General features: G+C 37.7%; 15 protein-coding genes. 12 read left to right on the forward strand and 3 right to left on the reverse strand.

The genetic code is table 11. From position 1 onward, the window contains the following. Positions 1-60 precede the first annotated feature (60 nt). Both DVW83_RS00425 and DVW83_RS00430 read right to left on the reverse strand, forming a co-directional pair. Positions 61-1,383, reverse strand: a complete 1,323-nt coding sequence (locus DVW83_RS00425; RefSeq protein ID WP_104660091.1) for a 2-hydroxycarboxylate transporter family protein — start codon at positions 1,381-1,383, stop codon at positions 61-63. A 217-nt stretch (positions 1,384-1,600) separates the two neighbouring features. Further along, positions 1,601-3,241 carry a malolactic enzyme gene (locus DVW83_RS00430; RefSeq protein WP_104660090.1) on the reverse strand — a complete coding sequence of 547 codons (1,641 nt, stop codon included), beginning with the start codon at positions 3,239-3,241 and terminating at the stop codon, positions 1,601-1,603. A gap of 295 nt (positions 3,242-3,536) precedes the next feature. On the opposite strand from DVW83_RS00430, the gene DVW83_RS00435 reads away from it, so the two are divergent. Continuing rightward, positions 3,537-4,640 (forward strand): alpha-hydroxy-acid oxidizing protein, encoded by a 1,104-nt coding sequence (locus DVW83_RS00435; protein ID WP_104660089.1) that lies wholly within the window; start codon positions 3,537-3,539, stop codon positions 4,638-4,640. Positions 4,641-4,770: 130 nt separating this feature from the next. Here the strand turns inward: DVW83_RS00435 and DVW83_RS00440 are convergent, their stop codons facing one another. Beyond that, positions 4,771-5,559: a DeoR/GlpR family DNA-binding transcription regulator gene (locus tag DVW83_RS00440; protein ID WP_104660088.1), complete on the reverse strand. Its 789-nt coding sequence runs from the start codon at positions 5,557-5,559 to the stop codon at positions 4,771-4,773. Positions 5,560-5,741: 182 nt separating this feature from the next. On the opposite strand from DVW83_RS00440, the gene ulaG reads away from it, so the two are divergent. The 11 genes from ulaG to DVW83_RS00495 all read left to right on the forward strand — a co-directional run bounded on the left by ulaG (position 5,742) and on the right by DVW83_RS00495 (position 14,971). Beyond that, positions 5,742-6,803 carry an L-ascorbate 6-phosphate lactonase gene (gene ulaG / locus DVW83_RS00445; protein WP_104660087.1) on the forward strand — a complete coding sequence of 354 codons (1,062 nt, stop codon included), beginning with the start codon at positions 5,742-5,744 and terminating at the stop codon, positions 6,801-6,803. Positions 6,804-6,820: 17 nt separating this feature from the next. After that, on the forward strand, positions 6,821-7,273 hold the full coding sequence (locus tag DVW83_RS00450) for a PTS sugar transporter subunit IIA (RefSeq protein WP_104660086.1): 453 nt from the start codon (positions 6,821-6,823) through the stop codon (positions 7,271-7,273). 10 nt (positions 7,274-7,283) lie between these two features. Continuing rightward, positions 7,284-8,768 (forward strand): PTS ascorbate transporter subunit IIC, encoded by a 1,485-nt coding sequence (locus DVW83_RS00455; RefSeq protein WP_123862545.1) that lies wholly within the window; start codon positions 7,284-7,286, stop codon positions 8,766-8,768. Positions 8,769-8,789: 21 nt separating this feature from the next. Beyond that, positions 8,790-9,104: a PTS sugar transporter subunit IIB gene (locus DVW83_RS00460; protein ID WP_104660084.1), complete on the forward strand. Its 315-nt coding sequence runs from the start codon at positions 8,790-8,792 to the stop codon at positions 9,102-9,104. Beyond that, a complete protein-coding gene (locus tag DVW83_RS00465; RefSeq protein ID WP_137238900.1) occupies positions 9,101-9,739 on the forward strand; it encodes a 3-keto-L-gulonate-6-phosphate decarboxylase UlaD in 639 nt (212 codons plus the stop codon). The genes DVW83_RS00460 and DVW83_RS00465 overlap by 4 nt, the downstream gene beginning before the upstream one ends. Positions 9,740-9,743: 4 nt before the next feature. Continuing rightward, positions 9,744-10,604 (forward strand): L-ribulose-5-phosphate 3-epimerase, encoded by an 861-nt coding sequence (locus DVW83_RS00470; protein WP_104660082.1) that lies wholly within the window; start codon positions 9,744-9,746, stop codon positions 10,602-10,604. After that, the gene (araD, locus tag DVW83_RS00475) at positions 10,594-11,304 is read left to right on the forward strand and encodes an L-ribulose-5-phosphate 4-epimerase AraD (protein WP_104660081.1); all 711 of its coding nucleotides are present in this window, start codon (positions 10,594-10,596) and stop codon (positions 11,302-11,304) included. The genes DVW83_RS00470 and araD overlap by 11 nt, the downstream gene beginning before the upstream one ends. A gap of 236 nt (positions 11,305-11,540) precedes the next feature. Further along, positions 11,541-12,611, forward strand: coding sequence for an ABC transporter permease (locus tag DVW83_RS00480; protein WP_104660080.1), 1,071 nt, complete (start codon positions 11,541-11,543; stop codon positions 12,609-12,611). 13 nt (positions 12,612-12,624) lie between these two features. Then, on the forward strand, positions 12,625-13,296 hold the full coding sequence (locus DVW83_RS00485) for an ABC transporter ATP-binding protein (protein ID WP_005878346.1): 672 nt from the start codon (positions 12,625-12,627) through the stop codon (positions 13,294-13,296). 21 nt (positions 13,297-13,317) lie between these two features. Beyond that, positions 13,318-13,893, forward strand: coding sequence for a TetR/AcrR family transcriptional regulator (locus tag DVW83_RS00490; RefSeq protein ID WP_081135585.1), 576 nt, complete (start codon positions 13,318-13,320; stop codon positions 13,891-13,893). Positions 13,894-14,056: 163 nt separating this feature from the next. After that, positions 14,057-14,971 carry an N-acetylmuramoyl-L-alanine amidase family protein gene (locus DVW83_RS00495; RefSeq protein WP_104660079.1) on the forward strand — a complete coding sequence of 305 codons (915 nt, stop codon included), beginning with the start codon at positions 14,057-14,059 and terminating at the stop codon, positions 14,969-14,971. The last annotated feature ends 133 nt before the right edge of the window (positions 14,972-15,104 follow it).

Below are 15,104 nucleotides of genomic sequence, written 5' to 3' on the forward strand. Positions count from 1 at the left end.
ATAATAGACATTCAGATTTCTCAAACCTAAACAACTTTTGTCTCGATCTCTTTTTCATTTCTAAGAGAGTAATTGCATCAAGAAACCGGAAATGATCAAAACGATTGCTCCGCCTAATCGATTCCCCATTTGAGCAAATGCGATCAATTCCATTCGGTTGGCAGCAGAGAGTACTGCAACATTCCCAGTACCACCCATTGAGTTATTACATAGTCCGGCAGTGATTGCTGATTCTACTGGATATAGACCGAATAGACGACCAACAAAACCTGAAACAAGTGAGATGACGATTACGCTTGTTAAGCACAATACAACAAATTGCCATGTCAAAGCAGAGGCTAAGACATTTAAGTTCAACAATGCGATACCAATACCAGCAAGAACAGCTGCAGTTAAGTTTTTAACGATCAGATTGTTGAACATGATTGCGGCATCTTCATAGTATTCTGGTAATACATTAGTGATTTTACAGATAACTACAATGATGATCATGAAGGCATAAGCATGGACTTTTGGTATAAAGAAATTACAGATTTGGCCCAAAATAAAGAAAGTGATAGAGACCATCAAGCCAACCCCTAATTGTTGGATCGTTGGTTTTACATCCCGTGGTTTTCCATCACCAAGGTCACCTTTTGCCATTAATTTTCCATTTCCGTTTAACTTAGGCATTGATTGTCCAGCACGTGCCACTAAAGCTGCTCCAATAATCGCTAAGACATTTGTCATTGCTGTAGCTGGGATCAAACGAGAAATAATAGACGAAGCATTTGTTCCCAAAACATTTGCATAAATCGTTGATAATGGTACGGCACCAGCGCCAACTCCTCCAGCCATTGCAGGGAGTGAGATATACAAAACGGAATTAGCAAATCCATTTCCGATCAACATACCAACTAATCCAACGGTAAAAAATGAGGCGATCATTGAAATAAGTGCTACAGGAATAAAACGTACAGAAGCTTTCATCAATAAACTGCGATTCATTCCTAAAATGCTCCCTGTAATCAAGGCTGCAATATAAAAATCTAGAAAACCCATATTATTGACAAAGTTTTCTGTTGATTTGACTACATAATCAGGTAAAATACCAAACGTTGCAATGGCCGCCGAAGCAAAGATTGCAAAAACAGAGCCACCACCTAGGTAACTTTTAACGATTGGGATCTTTGTTCCAATAAAATGGAAGAGATTTCCGAATATCACAAGCACAGCGATAGGTCCTATCATATTACTAGGTAGTTTTCCTAAAGCCATCGCAACGATCAGAACAATGACCATGATCAAGTAGATAGGCAAGCTTACACCACTGATTTTAGTTGCCCAAAAGCTTTCTTTTTTGGTTTCTTCAACTGTTACAGTTGCTGTTTCTTTTTGTGTCATTCATACAGATCCTTTCTTATTTGAAAAAATTCAGTCAAATGAAGACATCAAAAATTAGAGGAGCGAAAATACCCGCTCCCGTAATTCGAGTCAACATTATTTACACGAGTCAGCAAAAAAGATATCTTAGTGAGTTCTTTTGCTGACTCGTTAGACGTACTCTAAAGGTGACTTTGCCACAGAGTAGTCGCTGATTAACGCGTTAGAATAGGAAAGATTATTGTTCTAAATCTTGGTATTCTGGTACCCATTTTGCTGCTTCAACTGCTGCTTTGATATCTGTGATTTCTTCACGATTCAAGTGTTGTGAAACAACTGATTTTGCCACTGTTTCTGCAATTATTTGAGAAAATTCAGTGATTTTCGCAACTGGAGGTAAGATAGCTGCACCTGGTTTTGTTACATCAACGATTCCACCTAGTGCACGGCTAGCTTGAGAAATGATTTCAGCATTTACACGTGTAGCAGTAGAAGCAATCAAACCAAGTCCTAGACCAGGGTACATCAAAGCATTATTTGCTTGACCGATTTGGTAAGTAACACCATTATATTCTACATCAGCAGCAGGGATACCTGTCCCAACTAATGCTTTACCGTCTGTCCATTCAATTAGATCTTTTGCTTTTGCTTCTGCTAATTTTGTTGGATTTGACAATGGCATAATAATTGGACGAGTTGTGTGAGCAGCCATTTCTTTTACGATTTCTTCAGTGAAGGCGCCAGGTTGTGTAGAAGTTCCGATCATGATCGTTGGATGGATTTCTTTCACGACTGCTTCTAAGTTTGTTAATTCAGCATGATTTGCAAATTCAGAACGTTTGCGAGCAAATGGAATTTGTCCTGGTGTCAAGCCTTCTGTGTCTTCGAATAAAAGACCTTGTTTGTCTACTTGATAGAAGTGTTTACGTGCATCTTCTTCTGGAACACCTTGGCGGATCATTTCATCTAGCAAGATATTGGCAATACCAACACCGGCTGTTCCGGCACCAAATGTTAAGATTGTTTGATCTTTCAATGCTTCACCAGAAATATTCAAACCACCTAAAACGCCGGCAAGAACAACGATACCAGTTCCTTGGATATCATCATTGAAGGTAGTGATTTTATCTTCATATTTTTCCAAAATCGTTGCAGCATTTCCACGACCAAAGTCTTCCCAGTGTAGAAGTAGTTCAGGAAAAAGCTCAGTTGCAGATTCAACGAATTGATCGATGAATGTGTAGTAAGTTTCGCCTTCGACACGGCTATGACGGTTCCCTAGATACAAAGGATTATTCAATAATTCTTCATTGTTGGTTCCTGCATCGATTGAAACAGGTAGTACTTGTGTAGGATTGATACCTGCAGCAGCAGTGTAGACCATTAATTTTCCGATAGCGATGTCGACACCATTTACGCCCCAGTCACCCATACCTAAGATCCCTTCAGCATCTGTTACAACGATCAAGCGGATATCGCGACCGTCAGCAGCATTTTTCAAGCTTGTTTTGATTGATTCAGGTTCGTCAATTGAAAGGAAAGCTGCATCTTGTGGTTTTAAGAAAATTTCATTGTATTGTTCGATTGAGTCCGCAACGACTGGATCATAAACAACTGGCATAAATTCAACAAGGTGTTGTCCCATCAATTTATAGAACAATGTACGGTTTGTGTTGAATAGATTCATTAAGAAAATACGTTTTTCTAAATCTGTTTGTTTGCTCAAATATTGACCATAAGCTTGTACTGATTGTTGTTCAAGTGTTTGGACAGTACTTGGTAACATTCCTGTGATCCCATATTTTGCACGTTCTTCTTTTGTAAAAGCAGTTCCTTTATTTAAAAATGGATTGTTTAATAAGTTTAATCCTGTAAGCATGTATGTTTTCCTCCTAAGATTTGATTACAAGCGAAGTATAGGCGCCGTTAAATACTATAGTCAAAAGCAAGGGTAATGATAAATATTATTTATATGAAGAAATTGAAAAAAACGTAATTTTGTGATTTAAAACTTTTTACTCTTTCTTGTATATGATCCATTTTATTTAATTTTTCAGTTGGAACATTTATTTTCAAACAGATTATTTGCCTGTATCAATTTTGCGAGGTACCATGGTTATGCAAACGCTATCATAAAATCATGTTTTTTGATTATCTAGAAAGAAGGCTTTAGTATGGAAAAAGTTTATCAAGCTGGAACGAATGAAGGACTTATCGATTTTATTAATATAGAAGATTTAGAACTTGCTGCAACACAAGTCATTCCTAACGGTGGATATGGGTATATCAGCAGTGGAGCAGGAGATCTTTTTACGTATAGAGAAAATGAAAAGGCTTTTAATCACCGATTGATCATTCCTCATGTCTTAAAAGATGTAGAATTGCCTGATACAACGACCGGTTTTTCGGGTGAAACCTTAGCGGCACCGATCATCATGGCGCCAGTAGCAGCCCATGGATTGGCTCACGAACAGGCGGAAAGAGCTTCTGCAAAAGGAGTGGCAGAGTTTGGGACTATCTATACAGCAAGTTCTTATGCTTCCTGCACATTAGAAGAAATCAGGAAAGCGGGCGGAAATACCGTACCACAGTGGTTCCAATTTTATATGAGTAAAGATGATGGGATCAATACAGATATCTTAGAAATGGCCAAACACAATGGTGCTAAAGCTATCGTCTTGACAGCGGATGCAACAGTTGGCGGTAATCGTGAAACAGATCGACGGAACGGATTTACCTTCCCTTTGCCAATGCCGATCGTCCAAGCATATCAATCAGGGGTAGGGCAAACGATGGATGCCGTTTATAAATCGTCTAAACAAAAACTGAGTCCTAAAGATATCGAGTTTATCACTACCCATTCAGATCTACCAGTGTATGTCAAAGGTGTCCAATCAGAAGAAGATGTCTATCGTTCACTTGATTCGGGTGCGCAAGGTATCTGGGTATCGAACCATGGAGGAAGACAATTAGATGGTGGTCCTGCTTCCTTTGACTCTTTACAATATGTGGCTGAAGCAGTGGATAAACGTGTACCAATCGTCTTTGATAGCGGTGTTCGTCGCGGGCAGCACGTTTTTAAAGCAATTGCCTCAGGCGCGGATCTAGTTGCCATTGGAAGACCTGCTATATACGGATTAGCGCTTGGAGGAAGTACAGGGATCAAACAAGTATTTGATTTCTTCAAAAGAGAACTTGAAATGGTCATGCAATTAGCAGGTACGCAAACGGTAGAAGACATCAAACAGGCGAAATTGAGAGAGAATCGGTTTATTTAGCGAATAGTTAAAACAAAAGCAGTGAAGAGACTGAATGTCATTAGTTCAGGTTTCTCTCACTGCTTTTGTTGTTTAATCAAGTAAAGTATTGTTTCATGTACTTAATAAGAGTACTCTTTTTTACAATGTATCAGAAAAGTTCAATAGTAGGAAAGTCTTTTATCCGAATTACTTTTATACCCGTTTCACTGATCTCCTTTGCGATTTTTGTCGGACAGAATTGATCGGTGATTAAATAGTCAAATGAAGAAACGTCAGCAATTTTAAATTTTGAAGTCAAGCCGATTTTGCGATGGTCAGCAACTAATATTTTACTCCTTCTCGTTTTATTGATCATCAGTTCATTGATTTTTGATTCATTTAAAATTTTAGTTGTAACGCCATTTTCTACGCTGACACCACTACATCCAATCACACAGATATCTGCATTCATATCCATTAAAGTTCGTGTAGCAATATCTCCAACTAATACTTCTTTTGGTATACGCAATTCCCCTCCAGTCAAGATATAACTGTAGTTTGGTTGATGAGTAGTGGCGACAACTTTCAAATTATTGGTAACGATTGTCACATGTTTAACAGTGAGATAGTTCAAAATAGCTAGAGCAGTAGAACTAGAATTGATGAACAACGTATCATAATCATTGACATATCTACTTGCATATCTAGCAATTTGTTGTTTGAGCATGAGAGGTCCCGACTCATCAAAGTTTGTTTTATTTTTGTAATTAAAAAGGCAGTAACCATATTTTCTGATGATATCATTTTTTTCTTCTAAGACATTTAGGTCTCTTCGGATTGTGCTCAACGAAACATTTAATTCAGACGAAAGCTCAAGTGTTGTCAGCTGTTTTCGTGCTTCTAAAATATCTAAAATCGCTTTTCGTCTTTTCTCAATACTTTTCAGTGAATTTTTCAAAAAACTACCTCCTCAAAGAATGGCTTAATTTCTTATATGACTGAGTATATAAGAAAAATCATATAAAAAAATAAAACAATCATATAAAGTACAAACAATCATTTAAAACTATTTAAATGAGTTTGTCAGCGCTTTATCATTTAGGTGTTGATACTCACATTTCAAGGAGGAATAGAAAAAATATGAATATAGCAGATATCACAAAGGAAAATTGGATTTTATCGACTTTTCCAGAATGGGGTACGTATTTAAATGAGGAGATTGCGAGAGAAGAAGTTGAAGAAGGAAATGTATCTATATGGTGGTTAGGTTGTACAGGACTTTGGATAAAAACAGCTGAAAAAACAAATATATTATGTGACTTATGGTGTGGCACTGGGAAAAAAACACATGGGAAAGGATTGATGAAAAAAGGACATCAAATGATGCGAATGAGTGGGGTCCAAGAGATGCAGCCTAATTTACGTACGCAACCTTTTGTGATTGACCCTTTTGAAATGAAAAACATCGATGCATTAGTTGTGACCCATATCCATTCTGACCATTTAGACATAAATACTGCTGCAGCTGTCCATCAAAATTGTCCGCAAGCACGCTTTATTGGACCTAAAAAGGTAGTTGAAACGTGGCTTGACTGGGGGATACCGAAAGAAAAGACGACAATCGTCAAGCCAGGTGACGAAATAACCCTCGGTAAAACGAAAGTGATCGCTTTGGAAGCTTTCGATCGGACGGCCTTGATTACTTGTGATAAGCCTGATTATTCCTTCAAGGGAAAGGTGCCACAGGCGATGGACGATATAGCGGTGAATTATCTATTTGAAACTACTGGAGGAAATATCTATCATGCAGGGGATTCTCATTACTCTAATTATTTTGCAAAACACGGAAATGAATATACTGTTGACGTTTGCTTAGGTGCATATGGGGAAAACCCACGAGGAATCACAGATAAAATGACTTCAGCCGATATATTACGGATGGCAGAAGCTCTGAAGACAAAAGTAGTGATTCCAGTTCATTATGATATTTGGTCAAATTTCATGGCTGATCCGAAAGAAATCACCCTTTTATGGCAATCTAAAAAAGAGCGTTTGGCCTATCAATTTCACCCCTTTATTTGGCAAGTTGGTGGAAAGTTTACATATCCACAAGATTTTGAAAAGCTAGAATTTAATTTTGATCGAGGGTTTCATGATGCTTTTACAACTGAAAATGATACACCATTTCCATCATTTTTATAGAACAGGGGGAGAAAGAGATGCTGAGATATTTTTGGTCAGAAGGGTTGGTGTATTATTCAGAAAAAGAAGTCACAGATTGGCAAGAAGGTGTACGTGAGAGTTGTCAGCTGCTATTAGAGAAAAAGATCATCAAAGCAACGTATATAGAAGAGATAATCAAATGTATAAAGATGTTTGGACCATACATCATTGTTGCACCAAATGTTGCGATGCCCCATGCCTCTTCACAAAGCGATGAGGTGTTAGGAACAGCTATCTCATTTACAAAATTAAAGTCTCCTGTCAATTTTGGCGATCCTGAGAAAAAAGCACAACTCTTTTTTACATTAGCAGCAAAAGATTCTACAGCACATCTGAAAAACATCCAAAAACTATCTGAATTATTGATGAAAGAAAGAGTAATCGATAGCTTAATGGCAACCGAATCAATAGAAGATTACTTAAAAGTGATGCGTCGCTACGAAAGTTAGGAGGAGAAAGATGGGAAAATTTTTATTACATATTTGGACATATTTCGCCACAAATATTTTAACGCAACCGGCTTATTTGATCGGATTCATTGTTTTATTAGGTTATTTATTATTGCGGCGCCCATTCTATGAGTGTCTGGCAGGTTTTTTGAAAGCCACTGTTGGCTACTTTATTCTTACTGTTGGTTCAGCTGGCTTAGTAAATAATTTTCGCCCTATCTTAGTAGGTTTGAAGGATCGATTCAATCTAGATGCAATGGTAACGGACCCTTATTTTGGACAGAATGCAGTGGATGTCGGTTTAGAGAAGACATTTGGACGTACCTTTGGAGATGTGATGATTTTACTTTTGATTGCTTTTATCTTGAATATCACACTAGTAAGATTTCAAAAATATACAAAATTACGTGCGGTATTTACTACAGGAAATGTTCAGATCCAACAAGCAGCAACAGCCTTTTGGATTTTGTTGTTTTGCTTTCCTAATCTAGGAAGAATAGAAGTGTTAGTCTTTATGGGAATCATCTTAGGTTGTTACTGGGCTGTTGCATCAAATTTGACAGTCAGTATCACACAAGAATTAACAGAAGGTGCTGGTTTTGCGGTAGCCCATCAACAAATGTTTGGTATCTACCTTTTTGCAAAACTATCGGAATGGATGAAAAAAGATCAGAAAAAGAAGGGATTAAATAAAGTAGATAGAAAACTAGAAGATATCGAGCTACCTGGATTTTTGTCTATTTTCAATGAGAATATGGTAGCAACTTCTCTTCTTATGCTTTTCTTTTTCGGTATCATTTTACTGGTTTTAGGAAAAGATTATTTAATTCAATCCGAGTTCATGATTGAAGGCCAAAGTTTTCTTTTCTATATTCTCACTACTTCTTTAAATTTTGCTGTATATCTTGCGATTTTGCAGTTAGGTGTCCGAACATTTGTTGATGAACTGACACAATCTTTTCAAGGAATCTCCAACACTATTCTTCCAGGCGCAGTTCCTGGAATCGATGTTGCAGCGACTTTTGGATTTGGTTCTCCAAATGCAGTGACAGTTGGATTTTTATTTGGTGCATTAGGTCAATTTTTGATGATTGGCTTACTGATTTTACTACGCTCTCCAACGATTGTGATCGCGGGTTTTATTCCCTTATTTTTTGATAATGCGGTCATTGCTGTTTTTGCCAACAATAGAGGTGGGTTTAAAGCTGCTTGTATTTTTCCTTTTTTGTCTGGAATGATCCAGGTTGGAGGGTCAGCGTTATTTGCTACATGGATTGGGCTATCAAAATTCGGAGGGTATATCGGCATGTTTGATTGGGCAACCGCGTGGCCGTTCATTACAGTAATCATGAAATTTGCTGGTTATATCGGTGTAGTACTAGTTGCCTTTGGTTTATTGATCATTCCTCAACTACAATACCGAAAAGATCCAGAAGGATATTTCATGATCGTTGCTGATTATGAGCAGTACAAAGAAAATCGACAAAAAAAATAAGTGATTTTGGAGGACCTAAACATGAGAATTTTAGTATCTTGTGCAAATGGATCAGGAACAAGTCTAATGATGATGCGTAGTGTAGAAAAAGCAATGGCAGAATTGAAAATTCCTATCATCAAAATCCATCATTGTGCGCTTTCAGAAGGAAAAAGTTCAGCTAGTCAATATGATGTAGTTTTTACACCTCAAAATTTTTTAGCGATGTTTAAACAAGCAGAAAAAAGAGGAGTCCTTGTTATAGGAATCAAAAATGTAATGTCAGCAAAAGAGATCAAGGAAAAATTTTCAACATCAAATTTATATAAAAAATACAAGAAAGAGGAGGGAGAATGATGCAACCAAACTTGCAAATTGCTTTGGATCATAATTCATTAGCGGAAGCACTAGAAGACATTGATCAAGTTGGTAAAATAGTGGATACCATTGAAGTTGGAACGATTTTGTGTCTTCAAGAAGGAAAAAAAGCAATTCGTTATATTCGTGAGTTATTTCCTGATAAGCAAATTGTTGCGGATACGAAATGTGCAGATGCGGGTAGAACTGTAGCAAGAAATGTAGCAGACGCTGGAGCAGATGTGATGACCGTGATTTGTTGTGCTTCTTTAGCAACCATGGAAGCAGCTCAAACACAGGTTAAGCAAATACAAATAGAATTTTACGGAGATTGGACATTTGAACAAGCGGAAAAATGGCACAAACTTGGAATTGAACAGGCTATTTATCACCAAAGCAGAGATTCATTACTTGCAGGTGAATCATGGGGCGAAAAAGACTTAGAAAAAGTGGAACGATTAGTTGAATTAGGTTTCAAAGTTTCTGTGACAGGTGGACTATCTCCAGAGATATTACCATTATTCAAAGACCTGCCTATTTACAGTTTTATCGTTGGTCGAGGAATCACTGCGTCCAAAGAACCACTTTTAGCCGCAGAGCGATTTAAGACTGAGATTGCTCGTATTTGGGGGTGAAGTGATGGCTGTTATAGGAATCTATGAGAAGGCGTTACCGCAAGATATTTCTTGGACGGAGCGTTTCGCTTTAGTAAAAAAACTTGGCTTTGATTTTATGGAATTATCAATTGATGAGAGTGACGAACGGTTGGCACGACTTGATTGGTCTGAGGAAGAAATTAAAATGATACAAAGTAAGCTGTTCGCTTCGGAAATTTGGCTCCATTCACTTTGTCTTAGTGCACATCGCAGATTTCCATTTGGTTCGGACGACGAAAAAAAGCGAAATAAAGCTAAAAATATCATAAAAAAGGCTATTCGATTAGCCCATAGATTGAACATAAAGATAATCCAGCTTGCAGGCTATGATGTATACTATGAACAAAAATCTGTATTATCTAGAGAACGATTTATCGAATGCTTAACTGAAAGTGTTCAAGAAGCATCTCGTTATGGGATCATCTTAGCTATTGAAATCATGGATGATCCTTTTATAAATTCTGTCACGAAATTTATGGCAATAAAAAATCAAATCCCGTCTCCTTTCTTACAGCTCTATCCCGATTTAGGCAATTTGTCTGCTTGGTCAGAAAATGATCCGGCAATGGAATTGGAAAAAGGGAAGGAACATCTTGTGGCTATTCACTTGAAAGATACTTATCCCGTTACAACAGAATCAACAGGTAAATTTCGAAACGTCCCATTCGGAAAAGGATGCGTTGATTTTTTAGGTTTATTAAAAGTACTTAAACGTTCGGGATATGAAGGTGCATTTCTCATAGAAATGTGGAGTGGGGAAAACGCTGGATATGAAAATGAAATACAAGAAGCGAAAGATTATCTTTATCCAAAATTGAATGAGGCGGGATATCATGTGGAATGAAACAAAGATCGCAGAGATAAAAGAAAGAGTTTACCAAGCAAATCGGCGACTTCCTGAAGAAGGCTTGGTAAAACTGACGTGGGGGAATGTCAGTGAAATTGATCGTAATTTAAAAATCGTTGTAATTAAACCAAGTGGGGTTGCTTATGACGAATTAAAATCGGAAGATATGGTCGTGTGCGATTTGCAAGGAAAAATGGTTGAGAAACTTTCATTGAAGCCATCCTCTGATCTATTCACACATCTCATGTTATACCAACAGTTCAAGGATATTTCAGCAATCGTTCATACACATTCATCTCACGCAGTGGCTTGGGCTCAATCAGGACGAGGAGTGCCAGTATATGGAACGACCCATGCAGATACTTTTTATGGCGATATTCCTTGTACTCGTCAATTGCTAGAAGCAGAAGTGCAAACAGAATATGAAGAAAATACTGGGAAAGTAATTATTGAATGTTTCAAAGAGAAAGAAATCTGTCCTCAAGCTATCCCAGGTATCCTCGTTTTTAGTCATGGACCGTTTACCTTTGGAGCTACGCCAGAAAAAGCAGTCGAAAATATGATTGTATTGGATGAAATTTGTCAGCTAGCAAAAGCAACAGAAGAACTGAATGGCAATACTGTTCGAACACCTCAATATTTATTAGATAAACACTATTATCGAAAACATGGAAAAACAGCATATTACGGCCAATAGTCGTACATGAAAAGAGAGATCAAGACAAAAGTAAGAAAAACTTCTGTCCCAGCCTCTTTTTTTTGAAATTTCCGAAAAGCCTGACTTTTGGACGCCGTTTATTCGAGAGTCTGTAGCAAACCTGAATTTTAGATTTGTCCCACATTCTTCTTTTTTCATGAGCATAATATTCCCTTGAAAATTTATCGAGTGATAAAATAAATTTATCGATCGATCATTTTTTAAGGGGGAATTAGATGTTTTTAGCATTAAATGAAATTGTTCATTCAAAATTACGTTATGCTTTAGTAGCTGGAGTCATGTTTTTGATTGCTTACCTTGTCTTTTTTTTAACAGGATTAGCTTATGGGTTGGCACAAGATAATCGTACGGCAGTGGATAAATGGGAAGCAGATTATATCGTTTTATCCAAAGATTCTAACACAAATCTTTGGATGTCGATGATCACGAAAAAGACAGCCGAAGAAGTGAAAGGTGGAGAAGTTGCGTACTTAGCGCAAACACCTGGAGTAGTAACTAGCAAGGACAATAAAGATGCGGGTAAGATCAATGTGAGTTTTTTTGGTATCGATCCAAGTCAATTCTTAATGCCGAAGCTTGTGGAAGGAAAAGAATTTTCTGGAAACGATGAAGCAGTTGGGGATATCAGTTTGAAGGAAGAATATGGACTGAAGATTGGTGATACGGTCAAACTTTCTGGAAGTGATAAGACATTTAAGCTGACAGGTTTTACAGAAAATGCCAAATTCAATGTTTCACCAGTCTTATATACGACTCTTGATGCGTATCAAGAGATTCGTTTTGAAAAAACAGATACTAGTGAAAATGCGCGAATCAATGCTGTAGTGGTTAGGGGCAGTGTCGATAAAATGCCTGATGGTCTCGAAAAAATCAGTATTGCAAAATTCATCAATGAATTGCCTGGATACAATGCACAAGTTTTGACTTTTGGCTTTATGATCGGCTTTTTGATTGTGATTGCAGCAACCGTGATTGGTATTTTTATTTATGTGTTAACGATGCAAAAAATCAATATTTTTGGTGTACTAAAAGCGCAAGGGATTACTGGTGGTTTTATTGCACGTTCGGTAGTAGCGCAAACATTTTTACTTTCAGTTTTTGGTGTTGCTCTGGGATTGTTGGGAACAGTAGGAACTTCCTTGGTGTTACCAGATACCGTACCTTTCCAAAGTAATTGGCTTTTCTTTGGAGTGATCAGTGTCTTGATGTTAGTAGTCGCTGTTTTGGGCGCGCTATTCTCAGTTCGGACGATCGTAAAAATCGATCCATTAAAGGCGATTGGATAGGAGGAAAATAAAAATGGCAGCAATTGAATTTAAAGAAGTGGAAAAGAGTTTTCAAGATGGCGATCAGATCGTCCACGCACTGAAAAAAACGAATGTGCGTATTGAAAAAGGCGAGTTCGTCGCAATCATTGGACCTTCTGGATCAGGAAAGAGTACATTTTTAACGATGGCTGGTGGATTGCAGACGCCTAGTAAAGGCTCTGTACTGATCAATGGGGAAGAGTTCAGTAATCAACCTGAAAGTAAACGGGTGAAACTTCGTTTTAAAGAGATTGGTTTCATTTTACAAGCTTCAAACTTGGTTCCGTTTCTAACGGTGAAAAAACAGCTGATTTTGGTGGATAAAGTGAAACATGAGAAACGACAAGAGAAAGCCAACGAATTGTTTGAACAGCTAGGGGTCGACAGTTTGGTCAATAAATACCCAGAAGAACTGTCGGGCGGTGAACGACAAAGAGTAGCGATTGCAAGGGCTTTGTATAACGATCCTTCAATCATTTTGGCGGATGAACCTACAGCTAGCTTAGATTCTGAAAAAGCGAGAGAAGTAGTCGATATACTGGCAAAAGAGTCAAAAGAAAAAAATAAAGCAATCATTATGGTCACACATGATACAAGACTTATTGACAAATGTGATAAAGTCTTTATGATGGAAGATGGTGTTTTTAAAGAAAAAACAGACTAAGCCTGAAAAGAGGGTGTGCATATGGTTCATCGCTACAATAAAGATACGCAAGAAAAGATTTTGAAGGAAGCCAATCGCTTGTTTATGTCAAAGGGATATCTGGGTACTTCAACTAGGGAGATAGCCCAGAGAGCCGGAATCACTCAACCGAACTTGTATCATTATTTTAGTGATAAAGAAAAATTATACAAAGCAGTTCTTGAAGAACATCTGACGACAGTCGGTCAAGATTTAAGAAAAATCTCAGAAACAAGCGATGTAACCTTTCAGCAAACATTGACAGCGATGGCGAGGTATTTGATTGACAGTCATTTGGTCGATCTATTCATGATGCTCCATGATTTGAAACAAAATATTTCAAGCGAAACGAGAAACCATCTTTTTGCGTTATGGAAGCAAAATTATCGTGAACCTTTTGAAGTCATTTTTTCAAAGAACCGAGAAGCGCTTCGAGAAAATGTCACACAAGAAATTGCAGCCAGACATTTCTTTTTGATCCTCTCGCCATATATCACACAAGCAGGTAACTCTGTTGAAAAGTCCATGACTGTGGAACAGTTGATCGACTTATATTTACACGGCGTGATCAGTGAATAGTTGTGTTGAACAAAAAATTTAACAGCAACCAGCGGATCATCGTGAGGCACACGATGAAGGGATGAAACAATTCCTTCATACGTGTGTCTTTTTTGACTAAAAATTCAATTTAAGTTGTCTTTAAGTTTAACATCATATTGTTTGCTTCACGAGGTGAAAGAACATGAAGAAAGTGATTCTGATTCTTTTTATTGGGTTATTCGGTGTGATAGCGAGCAATGAATCCAACTTTTTTGATAAACAAACAGCTGCAGAAGAAACAAGTACTAGTCAAGAAAAGGTCACGCAAGCTGCAACAACGAGTTCGACAGAAACAAAAACAATGGTAAAAATTGGAAAAGAAGATAGCACGCTATATGCAGACGCTGCGTTGACAACACCATTAACAGTAGTCAATGGTGGGGAGCTTACTACTTATCTCACCCAAAAAGATGATGCGTATCAAGTAACCACCAATGACGGAATGACGGGATATCTAGCTTTGACAAATGGGAGCATAGTGGAACAAACAGTGCAGGAGACCCCAACAGACTTATCTGATGCGGTGATCGTAATCGATCCAGGTCACGGAGGAAGTGATACAGGGGCGTTGAGTACTAACGAAGAAATAGAAGAAAAAACGATTACTTTGAGTACAGCTAAGAAAGTAAAGAAAGAACTTGAAGCAGCAGGTGCTACGGTTTATCTTACCCGAACTAGTGATACATTTGTACAGCTAGGAGATATCTGTACGTATAGTGAAGCAAAAAAAGCGGATATTTTTATCAGTCTGCATGCTGATTCTACAGAGTATGCCAATGAGGCAACAGGAATCACGACGTACTACTATTATCAAGAGAACGAAAAATTAGCCCAGACAGTTTCGGATTCATTTGACGATTTGCCGCTTGCCTCAAGAGGCATTGCAACAGGTAATTATCAGGTCTTACGGGAAAATCTCCAACCTGCACTCTTAGTAGAGATGGGGTACATGAATAATGATGCTGATCTAGTAGAAATGACGACTTCTTCCTATCAACAACAACTAGCAGAAAGTTTAACTCAAGCGTTACGCGATTATTTTGAACTTCAAGGTTGAGCAGCTGCGTATGCTGTACTTAAAAAAACGAGTCTGGGACAAAAGTAAGAAATACTTTTGTCTCATTCTTTAAAAACGAATAAACGGTGGGAGCATAAGCAACTCCGAAAAATAAGCCGAAATTCACAAAAAT

The organism is Enterococcus sp. VV15 (assembly GCF_005236045.1).
GTDB classification, from domain to species: Bacteria; Bacillota; Bacilli; order Lactobacillales; family Enterococcaceae; genus Enterococcus_B; species Enterococcus_B durans.

Coding starts and splice junctions, on each gene's coding strand:
- DVW83_RS00425 (WP_104660091.1), bottom strand. CDS start 1,383: ATGACACAAAAAGAAACAGCAACTGTAACAGTTGAAGAAACCAAAAAA.
- DVW83_RS00430 (WP_104660090.1), bottom strand. CDS start 3,241: ATGCTTACAGGATTAAACTTATTAAACAATCCATTTTTAAATAAAGGA.
- DVW83_RS00435 (WP_104660089.1), top strand. CDS start 3,537: ATGGAAAAAGTTTATCAAGCTGGAACGAATGAAGGACTTATCGATTTT.
- ulaG (WP_104660087.1), top strand. CDS start 5,742: ATGAATATAGCAGATATCACAAAGGAAAATTGGATTTTATCGACTTTT.
- DVW83_RS00450 (WP_104660086.1), top strand. CDS start 6,821: ATGCTGAGATATTTTTGGTCAGAAGGGTTGGTGTATTATTCAGAAAAA.
- DVW83_RS00455 (WP_123862545.1), top strand. CDS start 7,284: ATGGGAAAATTTTTATTACATATTTGGACATATTTCGCCACAAATATT.
- DVW83_RS00460 (WP_104660084.1), top strand. CDS start 8,790: ATGAGAATTTTAGTATCTTGTGCAAATGGATCAGGAACAAGTCTAATG.
- DVW83_RS00465 (WP_137238900.1), top strand. CDS start 9,101: ATGATGCAACCAAACTTGCAAATTGCTTTGGATCATAATTCATTAGCG.
- DVW83_RS00470 (WP_104660082.1), top strand. CDS start 9,744: ATGGCTGTTATAGGAATCTATGAGAAGGCGTTACCGCAAGATATTTCT.
- araD (WP_104660081.1), top strand. CDS start 10,594: ATGTGGAATGAAACAAAGATCGCAGAGATAAAAGAAAGAGTTTACCAA.
- DVW83_RS00480 (WP_104660080.1), top strand. CDS start 11,541: ATGTTTTTAGCATTAAATGAAATTGTTCATTCAAAATTACGTTATGCT.
- DVW83_RS00485 (WP_005878346.1), top strand. CDS start 12,625: ATGGCAGCAATTGAATTTAAAGAAGTGGAAAAGAGTTTTCAAGATGGC.
- DVW83_RS00490 (WP_081135585.1), top strand. CDS start 13,318: ATGGTTCATCGCTACAATAAAGATACGCAAGAAAAGATTTTGAAGGAA.
- DVW83_RS00495 (WP_104660079.1), top strand. CDS start 14,057: ATGAAGAAAGTGATTCTGATTCTTTTTATTGGGTTATTCGGTGTGATA.